11 protein-coding genes and 1 tRNA gene are annotated in these 14,034 nt (G+C 65.5%); 8 read left to right on the plus strand and 4 right to left on the minus strand.

Going from position 1 to position 14,034, the window contains the following annotated elements; genetic code table 11:
* Positions 1-36 precede the first annotated feature (36 nt).
* Positions 37-276 carry a hypothetical protein gene (locus tag ACUWEX_RS07890; RefSeq protein WP_445995879.1) on the minus strand — a complete coding sequence of 80 codons (240 nt, stop codon included), beginning with the start codon at positions 274-276 and terminating at the stop codon, positions 37-39.
* A gap of 120 nt (positions 277-396) precedes the next feature.
* Here ACUWEX_RS07890 and ACUWEX_RS07895 point away from each other — a divergent pair, with 120 nt between their 5' ends.
* A complete protein-coding gene (locus tag ACUWEX_RS07895) occupies positions 397-789 on the plus strand; it encodes a YchJ family protein (protein WP_445995880.1) in 393 nt (130 codons plus the stop codon).
* A gap of 99 nt (positions 790-888) precedes the next feature.
* Here ACUWEX_RS07895 and ACUWEX_RS07900 read toward each other — a convergent pair whose 3' ends face one another.
* Together ACUWEX_RS07900 and ACUWEX_RS07905 are read right to left on the minus strand one after the other, a co-directional pair.
* On the minus strand, positions 889-2,409 hold the full coding sequence (locus ACUWEX_RS07900; RefSeq protein ID WP_445995881.1) for an MFS transporter: 1,521 nt from the start codon (positions 2,407-2,409) through the stop codon (positions 889-891).
* A gap of 133 nt (positions 2,410-2,542) precedes the next feature.
* A tRNA-Leu gene (locus tag ACUWEX_RS07905) sits at positions 2,543-2,625 on the minus strand.
* A 38-nt stretch (positions 2,626-2,663) separates the two neighbouring features.
* Here ACUWEX_RS07905 and ACUWEX_RS07910 point away from each other — a divergent pair.
* Entirely contained in the window at positions 2,664-3,269 is a 606-nt protein-coding gene (locus ACUWEX_RS07910; RefSeq protein ID WP_077053202.1) for an ANTAR domain-containing response regulator, read from the plus strand.
* Between the two features lie 251 nt (positions 3,270-3,520).
* On the opposite strand, the gene ACUWEX_RS07915 is transcribed toward ACUWEX_RS07910, so the two are convergent.
* A complete protein-coding gene (locus tag ACUWEX_RS07915; protein ID WP_445997625.1) occupies positions 3,521-3,880 on the minus strand; it encodes a hotdog fold thioesterase in 360 nt (119 codons plus the stop codon).
* Between the two features lie 165 nt (positions 3,881-4,045).
* On the opposite strand from ACUWEX_RS07915, the gene polA reads away from it, so the two are divergent.
* The 6 genes from polA (at position 4,046) to uvrB (ending at position 13,968) form a co-directional block, all read left to right on the plus strand.
* Complete coding sequence (gene polA, locus ACUWEX_RS07920; protein ID WP_445995882.1) at positions 4,046-6,709, plus strand: DNA polymerase I; 2,664 nt, start codon at positions 4,046-4,048, stop codon at positions 6,707-6,709.
* A 56-nt stretch (positions 6,710-6,765) separates the two neighbouring features.
* Positions 6,766-8,445 carry a DUF885 domain-containing protein gene (locus ACUWEX_RS07925; protein ID WP_445995883.1) on the plus strand — a complete coding sequence of 560 codons (1,680 nt, stop codon included), beginning with the start codon at positions 6,766-6,768 and terminating at the stop codon, positions 8,443-8,445.
* A 202-nt stretch (positions 8,446-8,647) separates the two neighbouring features.
* Positions 8,648-10,102, plus strand: coding sequence for a 30S ribosomal protein S1 (gene rpsA, locus ACUWEX_RS07930; protein WP_077053200.1), 1,455 nt, complete (start codon positions 8,648-8,650; stop codon positions 10,100-10,102).
* A gap of 361 nt (positions 10,103-10,463) precedes the next feature.
* Complete coding sequence (locus ACUWEX_RS07935; protein WP_445995884.1) at positions 10,464-11,123, plus strand: TetR/AcrR family transcriptional regulator; 660 nt, start codon at positions 10,464-10,466, stop codon at positions 11,121-11,123.
* A 22-nt stretch (positions 11,124-11,145) separates the two neighbouring features.
* On the plus strand, positions 11,146-11,775 hold the full coding sequence (coaE, locus tag ACUWEX_RS07940; RefSeq protein WP_445995885.1) for a dephospho-CoA kinase: 630 nt from the start codon (positions 11,146-11,148) through the stop codon (positions 11,773-11,775).
* A gap of 129 nt (positions 11,776-11,904) precedes the next feature.
* Positions 11,905-13,968 (plus strand): excinuclease ABC subunit UvrB, encoded by a 2,064-nt coding sequence (gene uvrB / locus ACUWEX_RS07945; RefSeq protein WP_079727590.1) that lies wholly within the window; start codon positions 11,905-11,907, stop codon positions 13,966-13,968.
* Positions 13,969-14,034: the final 66 nt, after the last annotated feature.

The following is a 14,034-nucleotide window of genomic DNA, read 5'->3' on the forward strand; positions in this document are numbered from 1 at the left end:
CGCGGTATCGCAATCAGGAGACGAACCGGCAGATTGCTAGGAGCCGCTCGAGCGCTTGATGACCTCGTCCGCGTGGCCGTTGAGGTCATCGTTGGAGGCGGCGACGCCCGACTGCTCGAAACGCTGGGCGAGCGCCTCCCGGACGATGTCGTGGGGCTGACCGGGCAGGTCCTGAGCCGTCTGAGCAATGATTCCCTCGGCCTTGGCGGCGTCGTCGGTCTCGTTCTGATCCATGCGGGGGCCGTCTTGCGTGGGCTGTGCCTGGTGGTCGCTCATGAGGTTTCCTCTCGTTGTGGGAACCGTCGATGGTCCTGACGCAAGATTACTCCGCGGGGGCGACACGGGCCCTGCCGGGCGTGCACCTTGCGGCTCGTGCCCAGCACCGATAATGGGGGAGTGACGATCGCTCCCGACATCCGCTGCCCGTGCCTGAGCGGTGAGATCTACGCTGCCTGCTGCGGCAGGTATCACCGCGGCGCTCGTACCGCCCCGACAGCGGAAGCGCTCATGCGGTCGCGCTACTCGGCTTTTGCGCTGGGCCTGGAACAGTACCTCCGGGGCTCCTGGCATCCGTCCACCCGTCCCGACAGCGTCGATCTCGACGACGACACACGGTGGATGCGGCTCGACATCGAAGACGTGCGACGGGGCGGACCGGCGGACAGCGACGGAGTCGTGCGGTTCACCGCCATCTACCGGGATGCCGACGGCGGACATCGCCTGACCGAAACATCTCGCTTCGTACGAGAGCGCGGCGTCTGGTTCTACGTGGACGGCATCCACACCTAGGCGATCGTTGCAGGCCGGCCGGCCTCCGACCGACACACACGAAAACGCCCGGCCGCCCGCACCGAAGTGCGGAACGACCGGGCGCCGATGCGTTGAACCTCAGGCTCGCGCGTTCTCCGGGAACGGCAGCTCGTCGAGGTCGATGTTCGGGTTCGAGTCCTGCGTGTCCACGAGCTCTTGCGCCTCGGCGTCGGTCTCGACGCTCGGCATCGAACCCGGCAGGGGCCGCTTCGCCGACTCCTTCATGAAGAAGATCGCGATCGCGCCCACGATGGACGTGGCGATCAGGTAGAACGCCGGCGTCAGGTCGTTACCGGTCCACTGCAGCAGACCCTCGATGATGAACGGGGCCGTGCCACCGAAGATCGCCACCGCGACGTTGTAGGCGATCCCCATGCCGCCATAGCGACTGGATGTCGGGAACAGAGCAGGCAGCGACGACGCCAGGTTCGCCACATAGAACGTCACGGGGAAGGCGATGAGCGCGAGTCCGGCCAGCGTCGACCAGATCTCGCCGACGCCCAGCAGCAGGAATGCGGGCACGCTCAAAACGATCGTGCTTCCCGCGCCGATCCACAGCACGGGGCGGCGACCGATGCGGTCGGACAGACGACCGGTCAGCGGGATGCAGAGAGACATCGCCACGAGCACGGGGATCGTCAGCAGCGTGCCGTGAACGGCGTCATACCCGAGCGAATCGGTCAGGTAGGTGGGCATATAGGTCGTCAGCGCGTAACCGACGGTGTTGGCGGCCGCCACGAGCGCGATGGCGAGCACGATCTGGCGCCAGTAGGCACGGATGAGCGCGCGCGTTCCCTTGGGACCCTCGGCCGCGACATCCGCCTCGGTCTTGTTCTCCTGAGCATCCATCGTCGCCTGGAACGCGGGGGACTCCTCGATCTTCAACCGGAAGTAGATCGCGATGGCACCGAGCGGACCGGCCACCAGGAACGGCAGACGCCAGCCCCACTCGACCATCTCCTCGCTCGAGAGGATGAGTTGCATGACCGACACGACGCCCGCGCCGATGGCGAAGCCGAAGTAGCTTCCGAGGTCGAGGATGCTCGCGAAGAAACCACGGCGCGCGTCGGGCGCGTATTCGCTCACGAAGGTCGTGGCTCCCGCATACTCACCGCCCGTCGAGAAGCCCTGGATGAGCTTCAGCAGGATCAGGAGGATGGGAGCCCAGAACCCGATGGTGTCGTAGTTCGGCAACACGCCGATGAGGAAGGTGGACGCCGCCATCAGGATGAGGGTCATGGCCAGGATGCGCTGGCGGCCGAGACGGTCACCGAGACGACCGAAGATCACGCCGCCGAGGGGCCGGGCGATGAACGTGACGGCGAAGACACCCAGGCTGAAGAGCACCTGCACGTTGCTCGGCGCGTCGGACAGGAAGACCTGGCCCATGATGACGGCGAGGTAACCGTAGACACCCACGTCGTACCACTCCATGGTGTTGCCCACCACAGTGCCGCCGACGGCCTTTTTCAACATCGCTTTGTCGACCACGTTGACGTCGGAAACCTGGAGTCGCCGCTTCTCGGGCGCCTTCTTGCCGCGCCGCCTGGCCAACAAGGCCTTGATCTGTGCGAAGGAATCGGTTCGCTGTTCGGTCATCGCCTGCTCTTTCGATCGTGCCCCGAAGGGTCGGAAATTCTGGCGGATCAATCCGGCACTCATGGGGCCGGGCCAAATGAAATCCCCGCTGGCTACCCCTTTCCTACGGGGTCCCCAGCGGGGAGGGTGGTTGTGCCGGTGGTGGGACTCGAACCCACACGTCCTCTCGAACAAAGCATTTTGAGTGCTCCGCGTCTGCCATTCCGCCACACCGGCGCACAACAACATCGACAAGATTACCGTAGGATTTAGGCGTGACTGAGCAAGAAGCAACTCCAGCAGCCCCCCGCCGTGTCGTCGTGGCCGAAGATGAGTCCCTCATCCGCCTCGATATCGTCGAAATTTTGCGCGACAACGGTTTCGAGGTGGTCGGCGAGGCCGGTGATGGCGAGACCGCCGTCCAGCTCGCCACCGAGCTGCGCCCCGACCTCGTCATCATGGACGTGAAGATGCCCCAGCTCGACGGCATCTCGGCGGCCGAGCGCCTCAACAAGGCGCAGATCGCCCCGGTCGTCCTCCTCACGGCGTTCAGCCAGAAGGAACTCGTCGAGCGCGCGAGCGAGGCCGGCGCGCTGGCCTACGTGGTCAAGCCGTTCACACCCAACGACCTGCTGCCGGCCATCGAGATCGCCCTCAGCCGCTACCAGCAGATCATCACGCTCGAGGCCGAGGTCGCCGACATGGTCGAGCGCTTCGAGACGCGCAAGCTCGTCGACCGCGCCAAGGGCCTGCTCAACGAGAAGATGGGCCTCACCGAGCCCGAGGCCTTCCGCTGGATCCAGAAGGCGTCGATGGATCGACGCCTGACCATGCACGACGTCGCGCAGGCGATCATCGAGCAGCTCAGCGCCAAGAAGTAGCAGCGCCGACACACGATAGGCCGGGTTCTCAGGCCCGATACGGCGAAGGCCCGCGACGCAACAGTCGCGGGCCTTCGCCGTTCTGGTCAGGGAGCGCTAGTGGGTCTCCGCTCCGCAGCTCGCCGGCACACGCCAGGGGTTGCCGTTCGGCAGGCCCGGCCCGCTCGTGAGGTGCCAGGCGCCAGGTGCTAGGTGCTAGGTGCTAGGTGCTAGGTGCTAGGTGCTAGGAGCTAGGTGCTAGGAGCTAGGTGTCAGGCAGAGGCCGCCGGAGCATCCTTGATCATGTTGGTGATGCGGATAGTGGAGCAGCGGCGCCCCTGCTCGTCGTCCACGGCGATCTCGTGCACGGTCAGGCTGCGGCCGAGGTGAATGGGCGTGCAGACGCCCGTGACGTACCCACTCGTGGCTGACCGCGTGTGCGTGGCGTTGATGTCGATGCCGACGGCCAGCTTGCCGGGCCCCGCGTGCAGATTGGCAGCCATCGACCCGAGCGACTCGCCAAGCACGACGTAGGCGCCACCGTGCAACAACATGGCGGGCTGCGTGTTTCCTTCGACCGGCATGCGGGCGACAGCGCGCTGGATGCCGAACTCCACGAACTCGATCCCCATCTTCTCGGCGAGGGCTCCGGCCCCGCGTTCGCGCACCCACTCGAGGGCGTCGTCCTGGGATGTCGTTGCGTCGGTCACGCGCGGTCCTCTCGTCAGTCGTCGTCGGCCGTCATCCGCACCCGACCTGCCCAGCAGAGTGTCGGTGCTCGCTTGTAGGCTGGTGTGGTGTCGGACATCGAAAAGCCTACCCTCCTCGTCATTGACGGTCACTCGCTCGCCTTCCGGGCGTTCTACGCCCTGCCGGTCGACAGTTTCCAAACCCGCGACGGGCAGCACACGAACGCCATCCACGGCTTCATCTCCATGCTGCTCAACCTGTTGAAGAACGAGAAGCCCACGCACATCGCGGTGGCGTTCGACATCTCGCGTTTCTCGTTCCGCACGCGTGAATACCCCGACTACAAGGGCACGCGCGGCGAGACGCCCGTGGAATTCATCGGTCAGATCCCGCTGCTGCAAGAGGCCCTCGCGGCCATGAACATCGTCACCATCACGAAAGAAGACTTCGAGGCCGACGACATCCTGGCCACGCTCGCGGCTCAGGGCACGACGCAGGGCTATCACGTGAAGGTGGTCTCGGGCGATCGCGACACCATCCAGCTCGTCAACGACGACGTCACGCTGCTCTACCCGTCGCGCCAGGGCGTCACCGACCTCACGCGCTACGACCCGCCGAAGGTCTACGAGCGTTACGGCATCGAGCCGCATCAATACCCCGAGATCGCGGCCCTCGTGGGGGAGACGAGCGACAACCTGCCCGGCATCCCCAAGGTGGGCGAGAAGACGGCCGTCAAGTGGCTGCTGAAATACGGCAGCCTCGATGAGATCCTGGCGCACGCCGACGAGATCACGGGCAAGGTGGGTGAGAGCCTGCGCGAGCACCAAGAGAACGCCGTGCGCAACCGCAAGCTCAACCGCCTCGTCACCGATCTCGACCTCCCCGTGTCGCTCGACCAGCTCGCCAAGCAGCCACTCGACGAGCAGTCCGTGCGCGACATCTTCGCTCGGCTCGAGTTCCGCACCCTGCTCGATCGGGTCCTCAAGCTCGAGGGCGTCGTCTCCGATGGAAGCGCCGAAGCCGCCGTCATCGAAGCCCAGCCCACCGCCCCCACCGCACAGCACCTCCTCGACGAAGAGCTGGGCGCCTGGCTCGCGCGAGCGGAGAAGGCCAACCCGGATGGCTTGGGCCTCATGGTGCACACGGTCGACGGCGTCCCCGTCAGCATCGGCGTCGCCACACCCAGCGAGTCCGTGCTGCTCGAATGGATCCCTGAACGCGCCGACTACGCACCGCTCGAGGCCTGGCTCGCGAGCGAGGCTCCGAAGGTGCTCTACGGGGCGAAGCCGCAGCTGAAGGCCCTCACCCGCGCGGGTCTCACCCTCGGAGGCCTGGCCTTCGACGCCGAGCTCGCCGCCTATCTCCTGAAGCCCGGCGGCGCCGAGAAGGGCCTCGCCGATCTCGTGGCGCGGCGCCTGGGCGAGACCATGCCGGTCACCGATCCCAATCAGCTCGTGCCCTCCGAAGACTCGGGCTCGGCAGCGACAGACGCGTGGTACGTGTTGCGTCTCGTCGAGCCGCTCACCGAGGCGCTCGACGAGGGATCGCTCCGCGTTCTCCGCGAGATCGAGCTGCCCACCCTGCGCGTGCTCGCCGCCATGGAGCTGCGCGGTGTCGCCGTCAACCACACGCAGCTCAGCGAGCTGTCGGCGCAACTGCTCGAGCGTTCGAACACTCTGGCCGCCTCGGCCTTCGCCGAGATCGGCCGCGAGGTCAACCTCGGCTCGCCCAAGCAGCTGCAAGAGGTGCTGTTCGACCAGCTGGGCATGCCCAAGACGCGCGCCAACAAGACGGGCTACTCCACCGACGCCGGGGCCCTCGCCGACCTGCAGGCCAGCAACCCGCACCCGTTCCTCGACCTGCTGCTGCAGCACCGCGACGCGTCGAAACTGCGTCAGATCGTCGAGACCCTCGATAAGACCATCCGACCCGACGGCCGCATCCACACGAGTTATGTGCAGACGGGCACCTCGACGGGCCGTCTGTCATCCACCGACCCCAACCTGCAGAACATCCCCGTGCGCACCGAGGAGGGTCGCCGCATCCGCCAAGCGTTCGAGGTGGGCGAGGGTTACGACACCCTACTCACGGCCGACTACTCGCAGATCGAAATGCGCATCATGGCGCACCTGTCGGGCGACCCCGGCCTGATCGAAGCCTTCCAGGCCGGCGAAGACCTGCACCGCTTCGTGGGCTCGCGCATCTTCGGCGTCGACCCGCAAGATGTCACCTCCGCCATGCGCAGCAAGGTCAAGGCCATGTCCTACGGCCTGGCCTACGGGCTCAGCGCGTTCGGCCTGTCGAAGCAGTTGCGCATCGACCAGTCCGAGGCGAAGCAGCTCATGACCGACTACTTCGCCCGCTTCGGTGCCGTGCGCGACTACCTGCGCAACGTGGTCGAGCAGGCGAAGGTCGACGGCTACACGACCACGATCTACGGCCGCCGACGCCCCTTCCCCGAGCTGAAGAGCCCCAACCGCGTGCTGCGTGACAACGCCGAGCGTGCGGCTCTCAACGCGCCCATCCAGGGCTCGGCGGCCGACATCATGAAGATCGCCATGATCCGCATCGAAGACGAGTTCGCCGAGCGCGGGCTGCGCAGTCGCATGCTCATGCAGGTGCACGACGAATTGATCTTCGACGTGATGGACGACGAGTGGGACGACGTCGAGTCCATCGTCCGCACGCACATGGCGGGGGCAGCCGACCTCGCTGTGCCGCTCGACGTGCAGGTGGGTCGCGGGGCGAACTGGAACGACGCCGCGCACTAGTGCGACCGTCGTCGGACGGTGGCGGTGGTCGGCGATCCGGGCCTAGGCTCGGAAACATGAGTGCTGACACCCCCCGCGACGCCACCCCCATCGACGCCATCGCCGAACGATGGGTCGACACGCTCGTCGAGCTCGACCCGCTGCTCGGCACGTACATCGGTCGCGCCGAGGCCAACCGGAGCTACGGTGACTTCTCGCCGGCCGGCCACGAGGCCTATCTCCTCGCCGCCAAGAACACCATCCGAGATCTGGATGCCGCCACCCCCGTCGACAGCGTCGACGACGTCACCCGCACCGACCTCCGCAACGAGCTCCTCCTCGACGTCGAGTCGAGCGACGCCGGCCTGCACCTGCGCGACCTCAACGTCATCGCCTCGCCGGCGCAAGGCATCCGCGAGATCTACGACCTCATGCCCACGGCAACGGTCTCCGATTGGGACGACATTTCGGCCCGACTCAAAGCCCTCCCCGCGGCCGTCGACGGCTACATCGAGACGCTACGCACGGGCATCCGGCAGGGCATCGTCCCCGCCCGCCGCCAGGTCGCCGAGGTGTTCGAGCAGGTGAAGCGGTATGGCGCATCCGACGGTTTCTTCGTCGCGCTCGGCGCCAATGCGAGCCCCGAGCAAGGCTCACTGCCGGCCTCCCTCGCCAACGACCTCTCGGTCAACGCCGGAGCCGCCGCCGTGGCCTACGGCGAACTCGCCGACTTCCTGGCGCGCGAACTCGAACCCGTCGCCGGCGACAACGACGCCGTGGGTCGCGAGATCTACGCCCTGCAGTCCCGCCGTTTCCTCGGCGCCACGATCGACCTCGACGAAACCTACGAGTGGGGCGTCGAAGAATTGCAGCGCATGGTCGACGAGCAGGAGTCCATCGCGAGACAGATCAAGCCCGGAGCATCCGTCGCCGAGGCCATCGCGTTCCTCGAGCAGGACGACTCGCGCAAACTGCACGGAACCGACGCGCTGCGCGAATGGATGCAGCAGACGAGCGACCGCGCGGTCGAGGAACTCGGCCGCAGCCACTTCGACATCCCCGACGAGATCCGTGCGCTCGAATGCATGATCGCTCCGACGCAGGAGGGCGGCATCTACTACACGGGCCCCACGGATGACTTCTCCCGTCCCGGCCGCATGTGGTGGTCGGTGCCCGAGGGCGTCACCGAGTTCGACACCTGGCGCGAACTCACCACGGTCTACCACGAGGGTGTTCCGGGCCACCACCTGCAAATCGGCCAGGCCGTCTACAACCGCAAGACGCTCAACACGTGGCGCCGCCAGCTGGCCGGCACCTCCGGTCACGCCGAGGGATGGGCCCTCTACGCCGAGCGCCTCATGGAGCAGCTCGGCTACCTCGACGACCCGGCCGACCGCCTCGGCATGCTCGACGGTCAGCGCATGCGTGCGGCCCGCGTGGTGCTCGACATCGGCGTGCACCTCGGCAAACAGCGCCCCGACGGCCAGGGCGTGTGGGATGCGGACTACGCGCTCGAGTTCATGGGCCGCAACGTCAACATGAACGACGGCTTCGTGCGCTTCGAGGTGAACCGCTACCTCGGGTGGCCGGGCCAGGCGCCTTCCTACAAGGTGGGCCAGCGCATCTGGGAGCAGCTGCGTGATGAGTATGCCCGGCGCGCCGGCGCGGACTTCCAGATCAAGGAGTTCCACCGCGAGGCGTTGAACCTCGGGGGAGTGGGCCTCGACACCCTGCGCACAGCCCTCTTCACGGACTGAGTCGACCGCACCGGCACGCTTTTCCCGGCCGCAATCCCCGCGCCCAGCACCTCGGACGCGGGAGTTGCTGGCGACCCGTGAAAACACGTAGGATTGACTGTCACATTTGTGACAACCAACATCCGTTTGCCGCATCGCTTTCAGACGCGAAATCACCGAAGCCGTGCGGCCTGATTCATGTCCATACTGGAGTAATCACTCAATGACAAACACAACGACCGACAAGGCGCCCAAGCAGGTTGCGATCAATGACATCGGATCCGCTGATGACTTCCTCGCCGCGGTCGAAAAGACGCTGAAGTTCTTCAACGATGGCGACCTGATCGAGGGCACCGTCGTGAAGATCGACCGCGACGAGGTTCTCCTCGACGTCGGTTACAAGACCGAGGGTGTCATCCCTTCGCGCGAACTTTCTATCAAGCACGACGTCGACCCCTCCGAGGTCGTCAACGTCGGCGACTCCGTCGAAGCCCTCGTCCTCCAGAAGGAAGACAAAGAAGGCCGCCTCATCCTGTCCAAGAAGCGCGCTCAGTACGAGCGTGCCTGGGGCGACGTCGAGAAGATCAAGGACGCCGATGGCGTTGTCACGGGTTCGGTGATCGAGGTCGTCAAGGGTGGCCTCATCGTCGACATCGGACTCCGCGGCTTCCTCCCCGCCTCGCTCATCGAGCTGCGCCGTGTGCGCGACCTCACGCCCTACCTGGGTCAGGAGATCGAAGCGAAGATCCTCGAGCTCGACAAGAACCGCAACAACGTCGTCCTGTCGCGCCGCGCCCTGCTCGAGCAGACGCAGTCCGAGAGCCGCACCACGTTCCTCAACAACCTCCAGAAGGGACAGGTCCGCAAGGGCGTCGTCTCGTCGATCGTCAACTTCGGTGCGTTCGTCGATCTGGGTGGCGTCGACGGTCTGGTTCACGTCTCCGAGCTCAGCTGGAAGCACATCGAGCACGCCAGCGAGGTCGTCGAGGTCGGTCAGGAAGTCACCGTCGAGATCCTCGAGGTCGACCTCGAGCGCGAGCGCGTGTCGCTGTCGCTCAAGGCCACGCAGGAGGACCCGTGGCAGGTCTTCGCCCGCACCCACGCAATCGGTCAGGTTGCCCCGGGTAAGGTCACGAAGCTCGTTCCGTTCGGTGCGTTCGTCCGCGTCGCCGATGGCATCGAGGGCCTCGTTCACATCTCCGAGCTCAGCGGCAAGCACGTCGAGCTGGCCGAGCAGGTCGTTTCGGTGGGCGACGAGGTCTTCGTCAAGGTCATCGACATCGACCTCGAGCGTCGCCGCATCTCGCTGAGCCTCAAGCAGGCCAACGAGGGTGTCGACCCCGAGGGCACCGAGTTCGACCCGGCCCTCTACGGCATGCTCACCGAGTACGACGACCAGGGCAACTACAAGTACCCCGAGGGCTTCGACTCCGAGACCAACGAATGGCGCGAGGGCTTCGAAGCTCAGCGCGAGAAGTGGGAGCAGGACTACGCTGCCGCTCAGGCTCGTTGGGAAGCGCACAAGAAGCAGGTTGCTGCTGCCGCTGCCGAAGAGGCATCGAACGAGGGACAGGCTGCTGCCGGCTCCACGTTCTCGAGCGAGTCGGCCGGCGCCGGCACGCTTGCTGACGACGAGTCGCTCGCCGCTCTGCGCGAGAAGCTGTCCAGCAACTCCTAAGCACCACAGCATCACCAGTTAGACCGCCGCGAGGCACCGAGGGGCCGAATCCGACAGGGTTCGGCCCCTTTGGCGTTTCATGAGCACGGCATTACTGAGAGTGGTGCCGCGGAGCCGCTGGGTGCCGCTGGGTGCCGCTGAGTGCCGAAGTCGCACACCTGGGCCGGAAAGGCACGGGTGAACCGGGTAACGCAGCTTGTGAAACCGAGGCCACGTGCCTCCGCGCGAATCATCCTGCCGAAGTATCCTGTTGATATTTGGTATATCACTGATACGCTAGTGCTGGAATTTCAGTTGAAGTTTCAGTCCAGCAGGCTCGACGTCTCGTGCGTCTCTGAGCCCTCGATCAGAAGAGGCATCCGTGTTTACAGAACCGCTGAACCACTACCTGCGCACCGAGGTCAAGTCCATCAACGATCTGCGCATCAGCCCGCGTCAGGAGCGCAGCAGGCGCACGCTCGATGTCATTCTCGACACGACAGCAGCGGTCGTGGCCGCTGACGGCTTCACCGCCGTGACGACGGCGGACATCGCCGAGCGCGCCGGCATCGCCATCGGCACGTTCTATCGCTTCTACCCCGACCGCGAGGCGCTCCTCGCCGCGCTCCGCAACCGCACCTACACGACGTACCTCGAACTCCTCATCAGCGCTTTCGAGCGCAGGACGCCCCGCACCTGGAAACAGGCGGTGACCACCATGATCGAGGTCAATATCGAGTGCTACCGCACCATCCCCGCATTCGCCATCGTGCACCTGTCCCTCTTGGCGGCCGACTCCGACGAACGGCAAGCGCACCTGCGCCGAGCCGCGCTCTACCTCGACGCCATCGTTGAATCGCTCGCCGAGTTCGGGCTGCCGTCCTCCAAGGCGTGGCGCACGCGTCTCGAAGTCGCCCTCGAACAGGCCTCCGCGCTGACGTCGCTCGCATTCCTCCGCGATCCCGATGGCGATCGCCGAATCCTGGCCGAAGCCCGACGGCTCCCGATCGACTATCTCCAGGAGTTCGCGTCGACGCTCTGATCGGCAGCGCTACGCTGGTCAGGTGAAACTCGTCGGACTCACGGGCGGAATCGCCTCCGGAAAATCCACTGTATCTCGCCGTCTCGAAGAGCGCGGCGCCGTCCACATCGATGCCGATCTCCTGGCCCGTGAAGTGGTCGAGCCGGGCACTCCCGCTCTCGCCGAGATCGAGAAGCGCTTCGGTGACGGGGTCATCAGCCCTGACGGCCGTCTCGACCGTGCGGCGCTCGGTTCCATTGTCTTCGCCGACCCCGAGGCGCTGTCGGCTTTGAACGGCATCGTCCATCCGGCTGTTCGGCAACGCACGGGCGAACTGATCGCCGAGGCGGGGGAGCGAGACCCAGACGCGATCGTGGTCTACAACGTGCCCCTGCTCGTGGAGGCGCAGGTGCCACATCCATTCGATCTGATCGTGGTCACGCATGCGCCGCGCGATGTGCGAATCGACCGGCTCGTGCGATTGCGGGGCAGTTCCGAGCAGGATGCACGTCGGCGGGTCGATGCGCAGGCCTCCGACGAAGAGCGGCTGGCTCGTGCCGACGTTGTCATCGATACGGCGGGTTCGATCGCCCACACCGTGCAGCAGGCGGATGTCTTAGCCGACGAGCTCGGTCTCCCACATCGTGATCGAGGCTCCGTCTCTGCGCCCTGACGGCGCGTGACGCACACGCAAGGCTCTCCACCGGGGCCATCCCACCTTCTGCCGCGGAGTCAGAACACCTCACGACCGCCCTCGGCGAACATCCGTACGAATGTCGGTGGCGCTCTTTAGACTTGAGTCATGCAACCTACGCGCGCCGTGCGGCCTTTCGAGGTCATCAGTGAATACACCCCGAGTGGCGATCAGCCCAAGGCGATCGCCGAGCTGGCCGGGCGCGTCAATGCGGGTGAAACCGATGTAGTGCTGCTGGGTGCCACGGGAACGGGCAAGTCGGCCACAACGGCCTGGCTCATCGAAGCCGTCCAGCGGCCCACCCTGGTTCTGGCGCACAACAAGACGCTGGCCGCACAGCTCGCAAACGAGTTCCGCGAGCTGTTGCCCAACAACGCCGTCGAGTACTTCGTGTCCTATTACGACTACTACCAGCCTGAGGCGTATGTGCCGCAGACCGACACCTTCATCGAGAAGGACTCGTCGATCAACGCCGAGGTCGAGCGTTTGCGCCACTCGACGACAAACTCGTTGCTTAGCCGCCGCGATGTCATCGTCGTGTCGACCGTGTCGTGCATCTACGGCCTCGGCGCGCCGCAAGAATATTTGAACGCGATGATCGCCCTGCAGGTGGGCATGCGTGTCGACCGCGACTGGCTGATCCGCAAGTTCGTCTCGATGCAATACCAGCGCAACGACATCGACTTCTCGCGCGGGCACTTCCGTGTGCGGGGCGACACCATCGAGATCATCCCGATGTACGAAGAGCTCGCCATCCGCATCGAGATGTTCGGCGACGAGATCGAGGCCCTCTACACGCTTCACCCACTCACGGGTGACGTGGTGCAGAAGATGGATTCGGTGTCGGTCTTCCCGGGTTCGCACTATGTGGCAAGCACCGACGTGATGCAGCGCGCGATCGGCACGATCCAGGAGGAGCTCGAAGAGCGCCTCGCCGATATGGAGCGGCAGGGCAAGCTGCTCGAGGCGCAGCGGCTGCGCATGCGCACCACCTTCGACCTCGAGATGATGCAGCAGATCGGCTTCTGCTCGGGCATCGAGAACTACTCGCGCCACATCGACGCGCGAGCCCCGGGCGAGGCACCGCATTGCCTCCTGGACTTCTTCCCCGACGACTTCCTCGTCGTCATCGACGAGTCGCACGTCACCGTGCCTCAGATCGGCGCGATGTATGAGGGCGACTCTTCGCGCAAGCGCACCCTCGTCGAGCACGGCTTCCGTCTTCCGAGCGCGCTCGACAACCGCCCATTGAAGTGGAACGAGTTCAAAGACCGCGTCGGCCAGACCGTCTACCTGTCGGCAACGCCCGGCAAATACGAGATGGGCATCGCCGATGGCGTGGTCGAACAGATCATCCGCCCGACGGGTCTCGTCGACCCGCAGATCGTCGTGAAGCCGTCCAAGGGTCAGGTCGACGACCTGCTCGAGGAAATCCGCGCGCGCACCGAGCGCGACGAGCGCATCCTGGTCACCACGCTGACGAAGAAGATGGCCGAAGAGCTCACCGACTACTTCACCGAGGCGGGTGTGCGCGTGCGCTACCTGCACTCGGATGTCGACACCCTCCGTCGCGTCGAATTGCTCACCGAGTTGCGAGCCGGCGTCTACGACGTGCTCGTAGGCATCAACCTCCTCCGAGAGGGTCTCGACCTCCCCGAGGTGTCCCTCGTCGCAATCCTCGACGCCGACAAGGAGGGCTTCCTGCGCTCGTCGACGTCGCTCATCCAGACCATCGGGCGCGCGGCCCGAAACGTCTCGGGCGAGGTGCACATGTACGCCGATCGCATCACCGACAGCATGAAGCGCGCCATCGAAGAGACCGATCGCCGCCGCGAGAAGCAGGTCGCTTACAACACCGAACACGGCATCGACCCGCAGCCCCTGCGCAAGAAGATCGCCGACATCACCGAGGCGCTCGCACGCGAGGGCGCCGACACGGCCAAACTCCTCGCCTCACGCGACGGCAAGAAGAAGGCGCCGACGCCCAACCTCCGTCGCCAGGGCATTGCGGCAGAGGGTGCCGACCAGATCGAGGCGCTGATCGCCGACCTGAACGGTCAGATGCTGGCTGCGGCCGCCGAGCTGAAGTTCGAGCTGGCGGGGCGCCTGCGCGACGAGGTCCAGGACTTGAAGAAAGACCTGCGGCAGATGGAGAAGGCCGGGCACCTCTAGGCGTCACGCGGCACCGAAACGCAAGGCCCACGCATCCCGAACACCACTGTCAGTGGTTCACCGTAC

The sequence above is a fragment of the Okibacterium fritillariae genome (genome assembly GCF_052783725.1).